The organism is Pseudoalteromonas sp. S3776 (assembly GCF_005886915.1).
In the GTDB taxonomy this organism is placed as follows: Bacteria; Pseudomonadota; Gammaproteobacteria; order Enterobacterales; family Alteromonadaceae; genus Pseudoalteromonas.
This window is the reverse complement of sequence record NZ_PNCU01000075.1, coordinates 20,408-35,107: the sequence shown is the minus strand read 5'-3', so window position 1 is coordinate 35,107 and position 14,700 is coordinate 20,408. Positions and strand designations below refer to the sequence as shown.

The 14,700-nt window shown below is 41.5% G+C and carries 15 protein-coding genes; 9 read left to right on the top strand and 6 right to left on the bottom strand.

Features of this window, described 5'->3' with window-relative positions:
* Positions 1–20: 20 nt before the first annotated feature.
* Positions 21–515: a M48 metallopeptidase family protein gene (locus tag CWC16_RS19015; RefSeq protein ID WP_138542657.1), complete on the bottom strand. Its 495-nt coding sequence runs from the start codon at positions 513–515 to the stop codon at positions 21–23.
* A gap of 13 nt (positions 516–528) precedes the next feature.
* Positions 529–1,377, bottom strand: coding sequence for a DUF72 domain-containing protein (locus tag CWC16_RS19010; RefSeq protein ID WP_138542656.1), 849 nt, complete (start codon positions 1,375–1,377; stop codon positions 529–531).
* A 247-nt stretch (positions 1,378–1,624) separates the two neighbouring features.
* Between CWC16_RS19010 and aspS the strand changes: the two genes are divergently transcribed.
* The 3 genes from aspS to CWC16_RS18995 all read left to right on the top strand — a co-directional run bounded on the left by aspS (position 1,625) and on the right by CWC16_RS18995 (position 4,463).
* On the top strand, positions 1,625–3,403 hold the full coding sequence (gene aspS / locus CWC16_RS19005) for an aspartate--tRNA ligase (protein ID WP_138542655.1): 1,779 nt from the start codon (positions 1,625–1,627) through the stop codon (positions 3,401–3,403).
* Positions 3,404–3,606: 203 nt separating this feature from the next.
* Complete coding sequence (locus CWC16_RS19000) at positions 3,607–3,837, top strand: hypothetical protein (protein WP_024033669.1); 231 nt, start codon at positions 3,607–3,609, stop codon at positions 3,835–3,837.
* Between the two features lie 29 nt (positions 3,838–3,866).
* Positions 3,867–4,463: a pentapeptide repeat-containing protein gene (locus CWC16_RS18995; protein ID WP_138542654.1), complete on the top strand. Its 597-nt coding sequence runs from the start codon at positions 3,867–3,869 to the stop codon at positions 4,461–4,463.
* Between the two features lie 76 nt (positions 4,464–4,539).
* Here CWC16_RS18995 and CWC16_RS18990 read toward each other — a convergent pair whose 3' ends face one another.
* Complete coding sequence (locus CWC16_RS18990; RefSeq protein WP_138542653.1) at positions 4,540–4,863, bottom strand: hypothetical protein; 324 nt, start codon at positions 4,861–4,863, stop codon at positions 4,540–4,542.
* Between the two features lie 125 nt (positions 4,864–4,988).
* Between CWC16_RS18990 and CWC16_RS18985 the strand changes: the two genes are divergently transcribed.
* Positions 4,989–5,732: an alpha/beta hydrolase gene (locus tag CWC16_RS18985; protein ID WP_138542652.1), complete on the top strand. Its 744-nt coding sequence runs from the start codon at positions 4,989–4,991 to the stop codon at positions 5,730–5,732.
* A gap of 423 nt (positions 5,733–6,155) precedes the next feature.
* On the opposite strand, the gene CWC16_RS18980 is transcribed toward CWC16_RS18985, so the two are convergent.
* Complete coding sequence (locus CWC16_RS18980; protein WP_138542651.1) at positions 6,156–7,358, bottom strand: bifunctional alpha/beta hydrolase/OsmC family protein; 1,203 nt, start codon at positions 7,356–7,358, stop codon at positions 6,156–6,158.
* A 266-nt stretch (positions 7,359–7,624) separates the two neighbouring features.
* Here CWC16_RS18980 and CWC16_RS18975 point away from each other — a divergent pair, with 266 nt between their 5' ends.
* Entirely contained in the window at positions 7,625–8,464 is an 840-nt protein-coding gene (locus tag CWC16_RS18975) for an isopenicillin N synthase family dioxygenase (RefSeq protein WP_055013875.1), read from the top strand.
* Positions 8,465–8,754: 290 nt separating this feature from the next.
* Positions 8,755–10,149, top strand: a complete 1,395-nt coding sequence (locus CWC16_RS18970; RefSeq protein ID WP_138542650.1) for a DEAD/DEAH box helicase — start codon at positions 8,755–8,757, stop codon at positions 10,147–10,149.
* Between the two features lie 100 nt (positions 10,150–10,249).
* On the opposite strand, the gene CWC16_RS18965 is transcribed toward CWC16_RS18970, so the two are convergent.
* Both CWC16_RS18965 and CWC16_RS18960 read right to left on the bottom strand, forming a co-directional pair.
* Complete coding sequence (locus CWC16_RS18965; protein WP_138542649.1) at positions 10,250–10,993, bottom strand: DUF3307 domain-containing protein; 744 nt, start codon at positions 10,991–10,993, stop codon at positions 10,250–10,252.
* Positions 10,993–11,616, bottom strand: coding sequence for a hypothetical protein (locus CWC16_RS18960; protein ID WP_138542648.1), 624 nt, complete (start codon positions 11,614–11,616; stop codon positions 10,993–10,995). The genes CWC16_RS18965 and CWC16_RS18960 overlap by 1 nt, the downstream gene beginning before the upstream one ends.
* 166 nt (positions 11,617–11,782) lie before the next feature.
* On the opposite strand from CWC16_RS18960, the gene CWC16_RS18955 reads away from it, so the two are divergent.
* From CWC16_RS18955 to CWC16_RS18945, 3 genes are all read left to right on the top strand, one after another.
* A complete protein-coding gene (locus tag CWC16_RS18955; protein ID WP_055013872.1) occupies positions 11,783–12,286 on the top strand; it encodes a LabA-like NYN domain-containing protein in 504 nt (167 codons plus the stop codon).
* Between the two features lie 152 nt (positions 12,287–12,438).
* A complete protein-coding gene (gene nudC, locus CWC16_RS18950; RefSeq protein WP_138542647.1) occupies positions 12,439–13,362 on the top strand; it encodes an NAD(+) diphosphatase in 924 nt (307 codons plus the stop codon).
* Positions 13,363–13,371: 9 nt separating this feature from the next.
* The gene (locus tag CWC16_RS18945) at positions 13,372–14,550 is read left to right on the top strand and encodes a cystathionine beta-lyase (protein ID WP_138542646.1); all 1,179 of its coding nucleotides are present in this window, start codon (positions 13,372–13,374) and stop codon (positions 14,548–14,550) included.
* Positions 14,551–14,700: the final 150 nt, after the last annotated feature.

Here is a 14,700-nt window from a genome sequence, read left to right as displayed (position 1 = left end):
CGCTGACCGCTGACCGCTGATCAATAAGGATTCTCTCCCATCGCTACTACCACACAAAAAATCCGTAAATCTAACTCCAACTGATGATACTGCGGCTCCATGTGGCAGCACAGTTTATAAAAGCTTTTGTTGTGATCTTTTTCTTTAAAGTGGGCGAGCTCGTGCACCACTAATGCTTTTAATAAAGGCTCGGGTGCACGCAGCAAATCACTGTTAATCGCTAAATCGTGCTTTCGGGTTTTACCTTGCATGCGGTAGGTGTGAGTACCGAGTGCGTTGGTGACCATATCGCCTTGTTTTTTAAATGCAGCACGGCCAAACGGTGGGGCGTTTTTTAAATACTGTTTTTTTAAATCTGTAGCGTAGCTGTAAAGCAGTTTATCGGTGGTGATGGTGTGTGCGTGTGGGTATTTTTTAAGTAAGTAGTCACACACCTTGTTGTTATTTATAAGGCTTAATACTTGCTCAATAATGTTAGCTGGGTAGCCGGTAAAGTAACGTGCGTATTCACTCATTTTTATTCTCTATTTAAAAAAGCGTAGGCTGATGGGCTTCTTTTTCGCCACTGAATGGGTTTAATACTGGGTGACTGTACCCTAGGTCTTTACAAAACTGCCTAGCAAGTAACGGAGACTCTTGGTTGTCGGCAGTATGAAAAAACACATACGGGCTTTTACCCTCATCAAGCCATTGTTTTACTTTACCAAGCCACGGTTTGTAAAAAGATTTATAGTCGTTTTGTAAATCGGCTATGACAAAGCGGGCCATGGGCTGCGAGCCAGTCGCTATTGCATGTACAGGTAAGTGGGGCTTTTTTTGTTGCGCATCTATTAGCGCCTCGGTGGTGGGCTTTACTGCAAAAAGCGCACGGGTATCCATAGAAATACGGTTTATATTATTTGCCATTAATAGCTGATTAAGGGCAATTTCGGCCTCACCTTTTTTAAAAAAATCAGTATGGCGTACTTCTACGCCGTAATTTAGCTCTTTGGGGAGCAAGCTAATAAATTGCGTTAATTTAGGTAAATCGTTTGGACCAAACGCTTTAGGTAATTGCAGCATTATTTGCCCTGTTTTTTCGAGTATTGGGGCAAATAACGCAAGCCAGTCATTAAGTTCTGTTTGAACATTACTAAGCGCAAGCTCGTGGCTAAAACGGCGATGAAATTTAAACGTGAACTTAAAATTGTCGGGTACGCTTTGTGCCCAGCGTAAAACGGTGCTTGGTGCTGGATCTGCGTAAAAGCTGGTGTTGCCTTCAACTGAGTTAAAATGCTGGGCATATTGGTTTAGCATATCGGCATTTTTACATTGGCGGGTAAATAAGTTGCCTTTCCAGGCGCTGCTCGACCACTGAGGGCATCCAATATATAACATAAAAAGGGTGGCTTAATGACTTTGTGGCGTAAGTGTACCAAATACATAGCGTGCTTGCTGTAAATTCAACCGCCGAAGTTCAACACGCCCTAGCATCTTGATACTACTTGGGTATAATGCAGGGCTTAATTCGATTATTTTTAGATTGCTAGCGGCTTTATTTGTATTGTGGTGACCTGTTTTTTAAATCACACGCCTTAAAACAAATAAATTTAACCGTTCAAGCCTTTTATCTGACAGGAAAACTATGCGCTCTATATATTGCGGACAGCTAAATAAAACTCACGTAGATCAAGAAGTTGAACTATGTGGCTGGATCAACAAACGACGTGACCTTGGTGGACTTATCTTTGTCGATTTACGCGATAGAGAAGGGTTAGTACAAGTTGTATTCGATCCAGAGGTTAAAGGGTTAATGGATACCGCTAACAAACTTCGTCAAGAATTTTGTGTTCAGTTAAAAGGGGTTGTTCGTGCACGCCCAGAAAGCCAAGTTAATAAAGACATGGCAACAGGCGAAGTAGAAATTTTAGGTACTGAGCTAACTATTATTAACCGCTCTGAGCCGCTTCCACTTGATTTTAATCAAACCAATTCAGAAGAGCGCCGTTTAAAGTACCGCTACTTAGATTTACGTCGCCTTGAAATGAGCGACCGTATTAAACTACGCGCTAAAGCAAGCAGCTTTGTTCGTCGCTTTTTAGATGACAATGGCTTTTTAGACATTGAAACACCTGTACTTACCAAAGCAACACCAGAAGGTGCACGCGATTACTTAGTACCGAGTCGTGTTCATAAAGGTAGCTTTTATGCATTACCACAGTCACCACAGTTGTTTAAGCAATTGTTGATGATGTCGGGTTTTGACCGTTACTACCAAATTGTTAAATGTTTTCGTGATGAAGATTTACGTGCCGATCGTCAACCTGAATTTACCCAAATAGATTTAGAAACCTCGTTCATGAGCTCTGATCAAGTACGTGCTATGACCGAAAAAATGATCCGTGAAATGTGGCAATCATTATTAAACGTTGATTTAGGCGATTTCCCAATTATGCCTTACTCTGAGGCAATGAGCCTATACGGTTCTGATAAACCAGATTTACGTAACCCAATGAAGCTTGTTGATGTAGCTGATTTGGTAAAAGATGTTGAGTTTAACGTATTTTCAGGCCCAGCTAACGACGAAAAAGGCCGCGTTGCTGTATTAACAGTACCAGGTGGCGCTAAACTTTCGCGTAAGCAACTTGACGATTACACTAAGTTTATTGGCATTTACGGCGCTAAAGGCATGGCGTGGATGAAAGTAAACGACCGTGATGCAGGCGCTGAGGGTGTTCAATCTCCAGTGGCTAAGTTTTTAAACGAAGAGGTAATTACCCAGTTACTTGAGCGTACTAACGCACAAACAGGCGATATCATTTTATTTGGTGCCGATAAACGCAACGTTGTAAACGAAGCTATGGGCGCGCTTCGCTTGAAGATTGGTGTTGATTTAGAAATCACTAATCTTGATAGTTGGGCGCCACTTTGGGTTGTTGATTTCCCAATGTTTGAAGAAGATGACGAAGGCACGTTACATGCTGTGCATCATCCATTTACTGCACCTAAAGATATCAGCGCAGAAGAGCTTGAAGCAAACCCAGCAGCGGCTATTTCAGATGCCTACGACATGGTATTAAATGGCTACGAAGTAGGTGGTGGTTCGGTACGTATTCATAATGCAGATATGCAAGAGGCCGCATTTAGAATTTTAGGAATTGAAGCACAAGAGCAACAAGACAAGTTTGGCTTTTTACTTGATGCCCTTAAATACGGCACACCACCACATGCTGGTTTAGCCTTTGGCCTTGACCGTTTAGTTATGCTTTTATGTGGTACTGATAATATTCGTGACGTTATTGCGTTCCCTAAAACCACTCAAGCATCGTGCTTATTAACCGATGCACCTAGCAAAGCGAATAGCGACTCGTTAACTGAGCTTGCGATCAGTGTGGTAGAAAAAGCAATTCCTAGCGAAGAGTAATATTGCGCGCAGTAGATGCGCCTAGCTAGATTTAAAAGCCCTTAGGAGTATGCCTAGGGGTTTTTTTATGGTTAAATTTAAAGTAGTTTAAATATTATACTAATCGATTTAAATATTTAGCCTTTTATGATGCTATTTATTTGTCGCTATAAATGATTAGTAACTTAAGCAGATTGGTAGTATCCAATAGAGAGGGAGTTCTTATGTCGTTTAATCTCACATTATTTGGTGAATTTTTAGCGTTTTTTATTTTATTTTGCATTCCAATTTTTGCGCTTATTAGCTACAAAATAGGTAAACGTAAAAGTACCATGCCGGGCGTGTTAGCTTTTGTAGGTGGATGCTTAGCGGTATTTCCGCTTTTTGGCCTAATTTTTATCGCCTTATTAGCGCTTAAACAAGATTTGCCAAAAACCAGCCCTTATGCCCATTAAAAAACCCTAAATACGGACACGTAGTCACAGTGCCAATTTCAAATAATAACTATTATTGCGATCAGCAATTTAATGCCTTACAGCTAGCAAAAAATACAATCGAAAACACAGAATTTGAAGCGTGTACGTTTACTGAGTGTGATTTCTCACAGGCGCAATTTAAAACGTGCCGATTTATAGAGTGCAGCTTTAAAAATTGTAATTTGTCGTCACTCAAGTGGGACTATAGCTCCCTTGAAAGTGTAAGCTTTAGCCATTGTAAGTTAAACAGCGTGCAATGGGGCGATGCAGATTGGGGAGCGCTAAGTATAAATGCGCCGGTGAGCTTTAATAGCTGTGAGCTTAGTAACAGTTCTTTTTTTGACTTAACGTTAAATTCACTAAAATTAATTCATTGCTTTGCAAAAAATGTTGATTTTAGACATGCCAATTTAAAGCAAAGTACATTTACAGGGAGTAATTTTCGCGATAGTGAGTTTTTTCAAACCAATTTAACTAAGTGTGACTTTGTTGGCGCAACTGAGTTTAATATTGATTTGAACAATAATATATTAGCGGGGGCAAAGTTTGAGCGCTTTGAAGCACTTAACTTGCTTACAAGCCTTGATATAGAGCTGTGTAACTAATTATCCGATGATTGAGGTTATTTAGAAGCTGCAAATTACGAGCTCCTAAATAAGTTAGTGACCAGTAGCTAACTAGTTAACAGCTAGGGCCATTTTTGTTACGTGCGCTTGCAAGTGTGCGGGCAATTTCAAGCAGTGCAGGGGTAATGTCATCAGCGCCGTCTTTAATTAGCTTAGTTACATCACCTGATGAATATAAGCTATCGCGCGGCGACTTAATACCAAGCTCGCGAACAAAGTCTTTTGTTTTACCTGTACTGCCCGTTTCAATAAATTTTAAAATAATACGCTCGTTGTTACTTTTTGGCTCGGCCTGTAAGACGGCGATTTCTTCTTTATAGGCTTCTATGCGACTTTGCAAAATGTCGATACGTTGTTCAATAGTGCTGTATGATTTCATGGGGTACTTTTCTAAATTAACTAAAAATAATACCCGTATTATCGCATACATTAGCAATGGCGCGCGCTAACCTTTATAGTAAAAGTTATTTTTATTTAAAAACAATAACTTATACAAGTTAAAACATGCATAAAATAATAAAAAAGTTACTAACATTAAGCGCATTTAGCCTAAGTGCGATTTTAATGTCACCATTAAGCGTTGCTGATGACGATGTAATAGTGGATCAAAGCCGCAATCGCACCATCCCTATCAATATCACGCTTCCAAATAACAGTAATCAATGCAGCGTACACGCAAAGTGCCCTGTAGCATTTGTAAATGCAGGCTACGGCATTAGCCACAATGACTACACGTTTGCGAGTAAGCTATTTAATGCACAGGGTTATTTAAGCATTGCAGTCGCACATGAGCTAAAAGCCGACCCTGCGCTTAATCGCAAGCAGCCTTATTTAACCACCCGCATGGAAAACTGGCATCGCGGTGTGGTTACCCTTAAATTTTTAGTTAATCAGCTAAGTGCGCAATACCCTGAGTATAACTTTTCTCAGCTCACGCTATTTGGGCACTCTAACGGCGGCGATATATCTGCTTTATATGCTTCAATATACCCAAATGAAGTAAGCCAAATAATTACCCTCGATCACCGCCGCATGTTGATCCCACGTAATAAAAACATACGCGTGCTTACACTGCGTGGTAGTGATTACGAAGCCGATGCGAATGTTTTATTAAATGAAACAGAGCTTAAAGAGTTTCCAGTTAGCCAAGTAATGATTGAAAAATCGCGCCATAACGATATGTATGATGGCGGGCCAGCTTGGCTGGTGGATAGAATGAGTAAAGAAGTAGGGGCGTTTTTAAATTAACAAAAATTTGTATAGCTTTATTTTAGGGCCTGTTGACCTTTCAGGGTTATAATTTGTTCAATCTAGGGGCCATTTAATCACGGCGTGAGGTTTGTAACCTAGTGGGCTCGATAACTGCTCCTGCGTTATTCTAATGACTTACATCCATGTAAGAATAAGTAAAAACCGAGTAAAGCTTCCGCGTCCTGCCACGCCCTTACCTACATCCATGTAGGCAACAAAGAGTAAATGGCCCCTAGGCAGAACCCTTTGGGCAGCGCCTGTTTGGCATTTATACGTCGTTATCGCCTATTTATGGGGAACAACCACACTACATAGGCTCTGTCTTGCCTAAATACCAAACAGACTGCTGCAAGTTCAATCTCGAAAGGTAAATAGGCCCTAGTAAATAGCGCAGCCATAGCCGCGCTATTGTTGTTTTAGTTACTCAACTAGTTCACTTACTACAATTGGGCTGTTATGCAGAGTTTTATGCACTGGGCATTTATCGGCTATTTCTAGTAGGCGTTGGCGTTGTGCTTCAGTTAAGTCGCCGCGTAGGGTAATTTTACGGGTAATGGCCTCTAGGTTTTGCGTGCATTCGCCGTTGTCGCAATCTTGGTAGTAGTCACGGGTGTGTTCAAGTTCTACTTTTACATGGTCAAGCGGCAGCTTTTTTAAGGTTGCATACATACGCAGTGTCATTGAGGTGCATGCGCCTAGGCCTGCGAGTATATGGTCGTATGGATCGGGGCCTAAATTACTGCCCCCTACCTTTAATGGTTCATCTGCAAGCCATGTATGATCTTTAGTACTTACGTGCTGAGTAAATATGTGGTCTTTTTCTTCAACCAGTACTTTGCCGTTTTCTAATTTTGCGCTGTAGTTACTTTGCTCATACTCAACGTAGCGGTTTGCCCAATTAGCAATGAGCGTGGCTGCGTACTCGGCATCGTCTTTATTGCTCAACAGGTGGTCGGCGTTATCGAGGCTGATAAAGCTTTTAGGGTGCTTGGCAGATGCGTAGATTTTCTCGGCTTCTGAAATATTAACCGTGGTATCAACAGGGGAGTGCATAACTAAAAGCGCGCGTTTTAATTTTCCTATGTGGCTACGATCGTACTTTGCTATATCCTCTACAAACTGTTTTTTTATGGTAAATTCGCGCCCAGCTAAACTCACTTTTGCCTCGCCTGCAGCGTTAATTTCATCTAAGTGGGCTTCAAAGTTATGTGCAACATGTTTTGCATCTGAAGGGGCGCCAATGGTTGTAATAGCCGATACTTCAGGAATATGCTCTGCAGCAGCCAGTACGGCAGCGCCGCCTAAGCTGTGGCCAATTAACAGTTGTGGTGCGTCAAAGTGTGTGCGCAAGTGATCGGCTGCGGCCACTAAATCTTGAATATTGGATGAAAAGTTACTATTTGCGAAGTCGCCGTCACTATTACCAAGACCGGTAAAGTCAAAGCGCAGTACGGCTATACCTTGTTGGGTAAGGGCGCGGCTTATTCGTGTGGCGGCAGCAATATCTTTACCACAGGTAAAGCAGTGTGCAAATAAAGCATAAAACTTTACATCTCCTGCTGGGCGTTCCAGCTGGCCTGCCAGTTCTAAATCGCCGCTTTTAAAAGATACTTTTTGTCGCATAGAAGAGCCTTAGTGTTTCATGAAAATACGTTACAATAATAGATAAGATATAAGCACTAATGAGTGCAATTTCAATGTTTTTTATACTTTGATCTCGATCAAGTAAGTTGTTCACTAATTCACCTTGCGGACATTTGTCCTTATGTTTTTGGGGTGGTTTGTCTATCCTCGCACAGCGCTATAATTAAGGCTTTGCTACTTTATTTTGGCATATTAGCTATATTTAAAGCGGCACTGTTCTTACAACCTATTCACTGGAACGTACAATGCAATTACCTACTGTTGATTATAAAGCTCCCGATGCGGCTGCTCAATTTGTTGAATCGTTAAGAAACACCGGTTTTGGTGTATTAAAAAATCACCCAATCCCGCAATCTTTAGTTGAGTCTATTTACGAAAAATGGCAAGACTTTTTTAATTCAGAGCAAAAGCACGACTTTTTATTTTCTAAAGAAACACAAGACGGTTATTTCCCGCCTTCTGTCTCTGAGGTAGCGAAAGGCTTTACAGTTAAAGACATTAAAGAGTACTTTCATGTTTACCCTAAAGGTCGCGTGCCTGCAGAGCTTGAAGCCGACGTACGTGAGTACTACCGCTTAGCTAACGAATTTGCAGCAACGCTTTTAAGCTGGGTTCAAGCAGAGGCACCAGCCGATGTACGTGCTAAGTTTTCTATCGATTTAAAAGACATGATTGCTGATTCTGAGCAAACATTGTTACGTATTTTACATTACCCGCCAATGACAGGTGATGAAGAGCCAGGTGCAATTCGCGCTGCAGCACATGGTGACATTAACTTATTAACAGTGTTACCGGCATCAAACGAGCCAGGCCTGCAAGTTCAAAAAACTGATGGCGGTTGGTTAGATGTGCCATGTGACTTTGGTAGCTTAATTATTAATATTGGTGACATGTTACAAGAAGCGTCGGGCGGGTATTTCCCATCGACTATTCACCGTGTAATTAACCCAACGGGTAAAGCGTCGACTAAGTCGCGTATTTCTTTACCGCTGTTTTTACACCCACGTCCTGATGTTGTGCTTTCTGAGCGCTACACTGCAGACAGCTACCTACAAGAGCGTTTACGCGAGCTAGGTGTTAAATAATAGCTGCTTTTTAAATAGCATCTATTCAAAAGCGGCTTTTTAGCCGCTTTTGTTGTTTTACATAACCCATTGGGTTAACCCCCGCGCTGCGATTTAATCGCCCCTAGGTAGTACATATTTTAATTTAATAAAAACGTGCCTGCTTTAATGCCATCGTGCTGTTTTGTATTGCTATTCGCTTTTTTGCGATAGGAGCTTATTTGGCAAAGTGAATATTTCCATGCATTTCTAAGTTAGTTGCGTATAATGCGCCCTTGGCCGGTTTGGCCTTTTTTTTATTGAGAGATTTTATGAGTTTTGATGGTTTAGGTTTATCACAGTCTTTAGTTAACGCGGTTTTAGAAAAGGGCTATGAAACGCCAACGCCTATTCAGGCTCAAGCAATTCCTGCAATTATTGAACGTCGCGATGTGATGGCGGCTGCACAAACAGGTACAGGTAAAACCGCCGGTTTTACGTTACCACTAATTGAGCTGTTATCTAAAGGCAATAAAGCAAAAAGCAACCACGTACGTGCCCTTATTTTAGCGCCTACGCGTGAGCTGGCTTTGCAGGTAAGCGAAAACGTTGAAGAATACGCTAAGCACTCTGATGTAAGTTCGTTTGTAGTGTACGGCGGCGTAAAAATAAACCCACAAATGCAGCGCCTTCGTAAAGGGGTTGATATTTTAGTGGCAACGCCAGGGCGTTTAATCGATTTACATAATCAAAACGCAGTTAAGTTTGATAGCGTTGAAGTACTGGTACTTGATGAAGCTGACCGCATGCTTGATATGGGGTTTATTCACGACATTAAACGCCTGATTGCTAAAATGCCACCTAAACGCCAAAACTTAATGTTTTCGGCCACTTTTTCAGATGATATTCGTGCATTAGCAAAAGGGCTAATTAATGACCCTGTTGAAATATCAGTTGCGGCAAAAAACACCACGGCTAAAAGCGTAACACAAAGCGTTTATGCGGTTGATAAATCGCGTAAAACCGCATTACTTAGCCATTTAATTCGTAGCAACGATTGGCAACAAGTATTAGTGTTTAGCCGTACTAAGCACGGTGCTAACCGTTTAGTTAAACAACTCGAGCGTGACGACATTGCAGGCGCCGCTATTCATGGTAATAAATCACAAGGTGCCCGTGTTAAAGCATTAGATGGCTTTAAAAGCGGTGAAGTACGTGTACTTGTAGCGACTGATATAGTGGCACGTGGTCTAGATATTGTTGAACTACCGCATGTGGTTAACTACGACTTACCAAATGTATACGAAGATTACGTGCACCGTATTGGTCGTACAGGCCGTGCTGGTGCATCAGGGCATGCTATTTCGTTTGTAACTGCCGATGACGCTGCTGATTTATACGGCATTGAACGTTTTATTGGTGAGCTTATCCCTCGCGCTGAGGAGCCTGGATTTGAACCAACTAGCCCCGTACCTGAGCGCGCATTAGATGCTCGCCCAATTAAACCTAAAAAGCCTAAAAAAGCAAAGCAGCCGTTTAACAAACCTAAGTCTGATAAGCCGAACGGTAAAAAGCCTAACAATGGCGGCAACGGTACAGGACCTCGCCGTGGTGGCTCTAAAAAACCAGCGGCTAAAACCGATGATAATGCACAAAACCCATGGGCAAAGCGTCAATCAGTGGGCGGTAATGGCCAACGCCGTCGTCGTGCAAATAATAACGATTAATCATTATTAATGATTGTATTGGCCTTTAATTAAACGCCAATAAAAAAACGCGCTACCTTTTAAAAGAAGTAGCGCGTTTTTTATTATCTGAAATTTACACTTACCGAATCAACGAATTAACGGCTAAACCTACAAACAAGGTAACACTTACACTTAATAAGGTACCAAGCATAACGTACTCGGTGAGCTTTTTATCTTTACTGGCACTTAAATCACCAAACCTAAATACCGACTTGGCTGCAAGCAAAAAGCCAAGCCCCGCAAATTGATCAAGTAATATAAAGCTCAGCATTAATACGCGCTCTAGCATACCAATGCTTTGTCCGGCCAGTGGCAAACTCCCTTCGCTAGAAAAGTTAGCGGTGAGCCTTTCAAGCATCATTCTTATAAATACGGCGCTTGGGCTTAATATAATTAAATATCCGCATACAACCCAAAGTACTTTCGGGTTAGTGGCAAGTGCGCTTACGTACGCAATTAAACTTTGGTTATCAGTTATATAAATACACAGTGTTATTATTACCGTTATATGCGCTATTTGGTCGAGTAAAAAGGGCACAACCCCTTTATTTGAGTAAGACTTAGCAATATCTATTAGGTAGTGGCTAAGCATAATTGCCACTGTGGAAAATAACACGGTACTTAGTTGTTGCCAGCCATAGCTATACTCCCAAAGCGCTAAAATAATGGCGCTCACCACACCGTGAACTAATACATGCAGGTAAAGTTTTTTAGCTTTAAAGTGATGGGTGTTTCTATCGTTTACCCAGCTCATTGGTTGTAAAAAAAAGTCACTGACTAGGTGGCCTATAATCAATGCCACTAATAATAACGAAAACCCCATTACTCACTTCCTTTTGAAATCGTGGTTATGACCTGCTTAGCATGTATTATAAAGCGCTCTATTAGCTGATAATTTGCTAGGTTTAATAACTTAGTCACGTTTTCGCGACTGGTATTGAGCTCTTTTGATAAAGCTGCATGGCTGTTATCGGCTTGAGTTAAATACACGTATAGCGCATTAGCTTGTTTTTGCGTTATTTTGCTAAGCAAAGTATCTACAAAGGCAAGGTTAAGGCTAAAGCCTTCATCTAGGCTGTGCTTTGCTACCTGTAAAGTAAAGCGCTGGTTGGCTATTTTATCAAGGCCTTGCCCAGAGAGCACAAAGGCCGAGCCGGTGGCTGTTTTTATATCACTGCGTGGGTTATCTACCTCGCCTAAGGCCATGCTTTGGCGTAGCTCATAACCTGCCGACTTTAAATGCAAATAAATAATAATAGCGGTTTTTATTAATTGCTCACTTTGGTTTATTTGTAGCTGAAAGGCATCGCCTCGGTACATGGTCCACAATGATGATTTGTCACAATTTGCACGCAAACTTTGCGCTAACTGATAAAGCATGTCATCGTATTGTTGCTTAGGTATTTTTTGCGATTTAATTATATCGCCGCTGATCACACCAATCATAAAAATCCAAAAAGTAACTTAATGCAGTTACATAAAACCAGGTAACCAAATTTGGTTACATTTAATTAAGTAACCAATTTAGGTTACTTAAAACAAAATTGCAAGGCTCACTCGTTAATAGCTATTTATTTCAGCTACGCTGAATTGTGAGTACTTAAGGAAACAAATGACTTTACAAAACGATCAGCAAACTAGTAAGCCACGAGTCGGTATTTTTGTTGATGTACAAAATATTTATTACACGTGCCGCGAAAGTTACCGTAAAAACTTTGATTACAATGCATTTTGGGCGCTTATGAAACAGCAATACTCAATAGAGTGCGCGTTCGCGTATGCTATTCACCGTGGTGACGAAAAACAAAACCAGTTTCAAAATATTTTGCGTGCTATTGGCTTTGAGGTAAAACTAAAGCCGTTTATTCAGCGCCGTGACGGCAGCGCAAAAGGGGATTGGGATGTAGGCATAACCATAGATATGCTAGAGCAAGGTAAAAACCTCGATAAAGTTATTTTACTCTCTGGTGATGGCGACTTTGCTTTATTGCTCGGGCATTTAAAAAATCAATACAATGTACCATGCGATGTGTACGGCGCCGATAAGTTAACCGCTGAGGTGCTTAAACAAAGTGCTGAGCAGTTTCACTTAATTGATGACAATTTGCTACTTTAAAGCGTGAAATATAGCAGCTAAGTGCCTGCAACATGAGAGTTTTTAATAAAGAGCCTATAAAGCTAATATAGGCTTTTTTTATTACTGTAATAAATTGGGTTTACTTAGCGGTTATGGTAATTTTACGACATACCATGTTATTGAGGACTCACATGCTTTATTACAGCGACATGCCTTTGGACCGCGGGTCTAATTTTCGTAAAAACGCTGCGTGGTTAAACGCACAAATGTCGGCACAAAGTAAGTGGCTTTTGGTGAATAATAACCACACTTTGCTTTATAAAGACCCCGCTCAGGTGTGCTACTTAACGTATCAGCAAATTGCCCATTTAGATTTATCAAACGCTATTTATTTAGGCTCAAATACCGAGCAACAAGGTGTGTTTGCATTAGATGTTTCAGCTATACACGACGACGAACTCAATCACGTTATAGGCGACGCACAGTTTATTGATATACGTCAATATGGCCCTCTGCTTGATATACAAGATGGCTCTATAGCCGCTTTAGCCCGCGGTTTATGCTATTGGCATGCAACGCATAGTTTTTGTGGACGTTGTGGCAGTAAAAATACATTAGTAGAGGCAGGGCACTCACGCCTATGTGAAAACGAGCACTGTAAACACCCTACATTCCCACGAACCGATCCGGCCGTAATAATGGTGGTTACTAAAGTATTTGAAGATGGCGTAGAGCGCTGTTTATTGGGTCGCCAAGCAATATGGCAACAAGGCATGTATTCGTCATTGGCGGGTTTTGTAGACCCAGGTGAAACACTAGAGCAAGCTGTAGCGCGTGAAGTAAAAGAAGAGGCGGGCGTTGATGTTGAAAATGTACGTTACATTGCTTCTCAGCCATGGCCTTTTCCTTCATCTATTATGCTAGGTTTTATTGCAGAGGCTAAAACTGAACAAATAAACGTAGATAAAGACGAATTAGACGATGCTAAATGGTTTACTCGCGAAGAAGTGAGGGCGTTTGGCAATATGGGCGATGAAGGCGATCATTATAAACTCCCGCGGGTCGATTCAATTTCGCGCTTTTTAATTGAACAATGGCTTACAAATAAGGTTTAAGGATTAATAATGTCGAGCAAAAATAAAAACACGCAGTTAGTGTCATCAGGGCGTAAAAAAGCCTATACCCATGGTGTAGTAAATCCTGTGGTGCAACGTGCCTCTACGATTGTATTTGATAGCGTGGCCGATTTAAAAAACGCGGCTAAAACCCGCGGCGATAAAACTTTATTTTATGGTCGGCGTGGCACAAGTACGCATTTTTCCCTGCAAGAAGCGATTACTGAGCTTGAGGGCGGCGAAGGCTGCGCGCTTTACCCATGCGGTGCAGCGGCAATAAGCCAAGCGTTATTGTCGTTTGTAAAAGCGGGCGATCACATATTAATGGTTGATAGCGTGTATGAACCAACGCGTGATTTTTGCGATAAAATTTTAGCAGGCCTTGGGGTAACAACCACGTATTACCCCCCGACAATAGGCGCGGGTATTAAAGAGTATATTCAGCCAAACACAAAGGTGCTATTTTTAGAATCGCCAGGTTCTATTACCATGGAAATACAAGATGTGCCTGCTATGGTAAAGGTAGCCAATGAGCATAATATTATGACCATGCTAGATAACACCTACGGCAATGGCTTGCATTACCGCCCACTTGAGCACGGCGTGGACATTAGTATTCAAGCAGCAACTAAGTACATTGTTGGCCATTCTGACGTAATGATGGGTGTCGCAGTGGCAAATAAAAAGTACTGGCCAACCCTGCGTGAACAGTCGTATTTATTAGGGCAGTGCACTAGTGCCGATGATGCGTATTTAGCGCTTAGAGGTTTACGTACAATGGCGGTGCGTTTAAACCAACACGAAAAGGCGGCTATAGAGGTGGCAAAATGGCTTGAGCAACATGAGTTAGTTGATCATATTCGCCACCCTGCATTTGAAACCTGCCCTGGGCATGAATTTTTTAAGCGCGACTTTGATGGTAGCAATGGGTTGTTCTCATTTGTAATGAAAACCGGTAACCAAAAAGCCATAGATGCATTTTTAGATAGCCTTGAGCATATTAAGATGGGTTTTTCGTGGGGCGGTTTTGAAAGCCTAGTGACGGCTAATTTAACCATGAAAGGGCTTCGCTCTAAAACCGGTTGGGATTTAGGCCCAGTGATCCGCTTACATATTGGCCTTGAAGACGTTGATGATTTAATTAACGACTTAAGCCAAGCGCTTGAAGTATACCAACAGCATTTATAAAATTTGGCCAAAATAAACAGAGTTTGGCCTGTTACATTTAAATGGTTTGTTACAAAGCTCACTTAAGGTGAGCTTTTTTTTGCTGGTAATTCAAGGTGTTTACACTTACTGTGGTTATATTACGCTTAATTTTAAAGCATGAGCAACGTC

Bases quoted from the DNA above. Each gene is read 5' to 3' on its own strand.
- CWC16_RS18990 (WP_138542653.1), bottom strand. From the start codon at position 4,863: ATGAAATCATACAGCACTATTGAACAACGTATCGACATTTTGCAAAGT.
- CWC16_RS19000 (WP_024033669.1), top strand. From the start codon at position 3,607: ATGTCGTTTAATCTCACATTATTTGGTGAATTTTTAGCGTTTTTTATT.
- CWC16_RS18945 (WP_138542646.1), top strand. From the start codon at position 13,372: ATGTCGAGCAAAAATAAAAACACGCAGTTAGTGTCATCAGGGCGTAAA.
- CWC16_RS18975 (WP_055013875.1), top strand. From the start codon at position 7,625: ATGCAATTACCTACTGTTGATTATAAAGCTCCCGATGCGGCTGCTCAA.
- CWC16_RS19010 (WP_138542656.1), bottom strand. From the start codon at position 1,377: ATGTTATATATTGGATGCCCTCAGTGGTCGAGCAGCGCCTGGAAAGGC.
- CWC16_RS18980 (WP_138542651.1), bottom strand. From the start codon at position 7,358: ATGCGACAAAAAGTATCTTTTAAAAGCGGCGATTTAGAACTGGCAGGC.
- CWC16_RS18955 (WP_055013872.1), top strand. From the start codon at position 11,783: ATGACTTTACAAAACGATCAGCAAACTAGTAAGCCACGAGTCGGTATT.
- CWC16_RS19015 (WP_138542657.1), bottom strand. From the start codon at position 515: ATGAGTGAATACGCACGTTACTTTACCGGCTACCCAGCTAACATTATT.
- CWC16_RS18970 (WP_138542650.1), top strand. From the start codon at position 8,755: ATGAGTTTTGATGGTTTAGGTTTATCACAGTCTTTAGTTAACGCGGTT.
- CWC16_RS18985 (WP_138542652.1), top strand. From the start codon at position 4,989: ATGCATAAAATAATAAAAAAGTTACTAACATTAAGCGCATTTAGCCTA.
- CWC16_RS18965 (WP_138542649.1), bottom strand. From the start codon at position 10,993: ATGGGGTTTTCGTTATTATTAGTGGCATTGATTATAGGCCACCTAGTC.
- aspS (WP_138542655.1), top strand. From the start codon at position 1,625: ATGCGCTCTATATATTGCGGACAGCTAAATAAAACTCACGTAGATCAA.
- nudC (WP_138542647.1), top strand. From the start codon at position 12,439: ATGCTTTATTACAGCGACATGCCTTTGGACCGCGGGTCTAATTTTCGT.
- CWC16_RS18960 (WP_138542648.1), bottom strand. From the start codon at position 11,616: ATGATTGGTGTGATCAGCGGCGATATAATTAAATCGCAAAAAATACCT.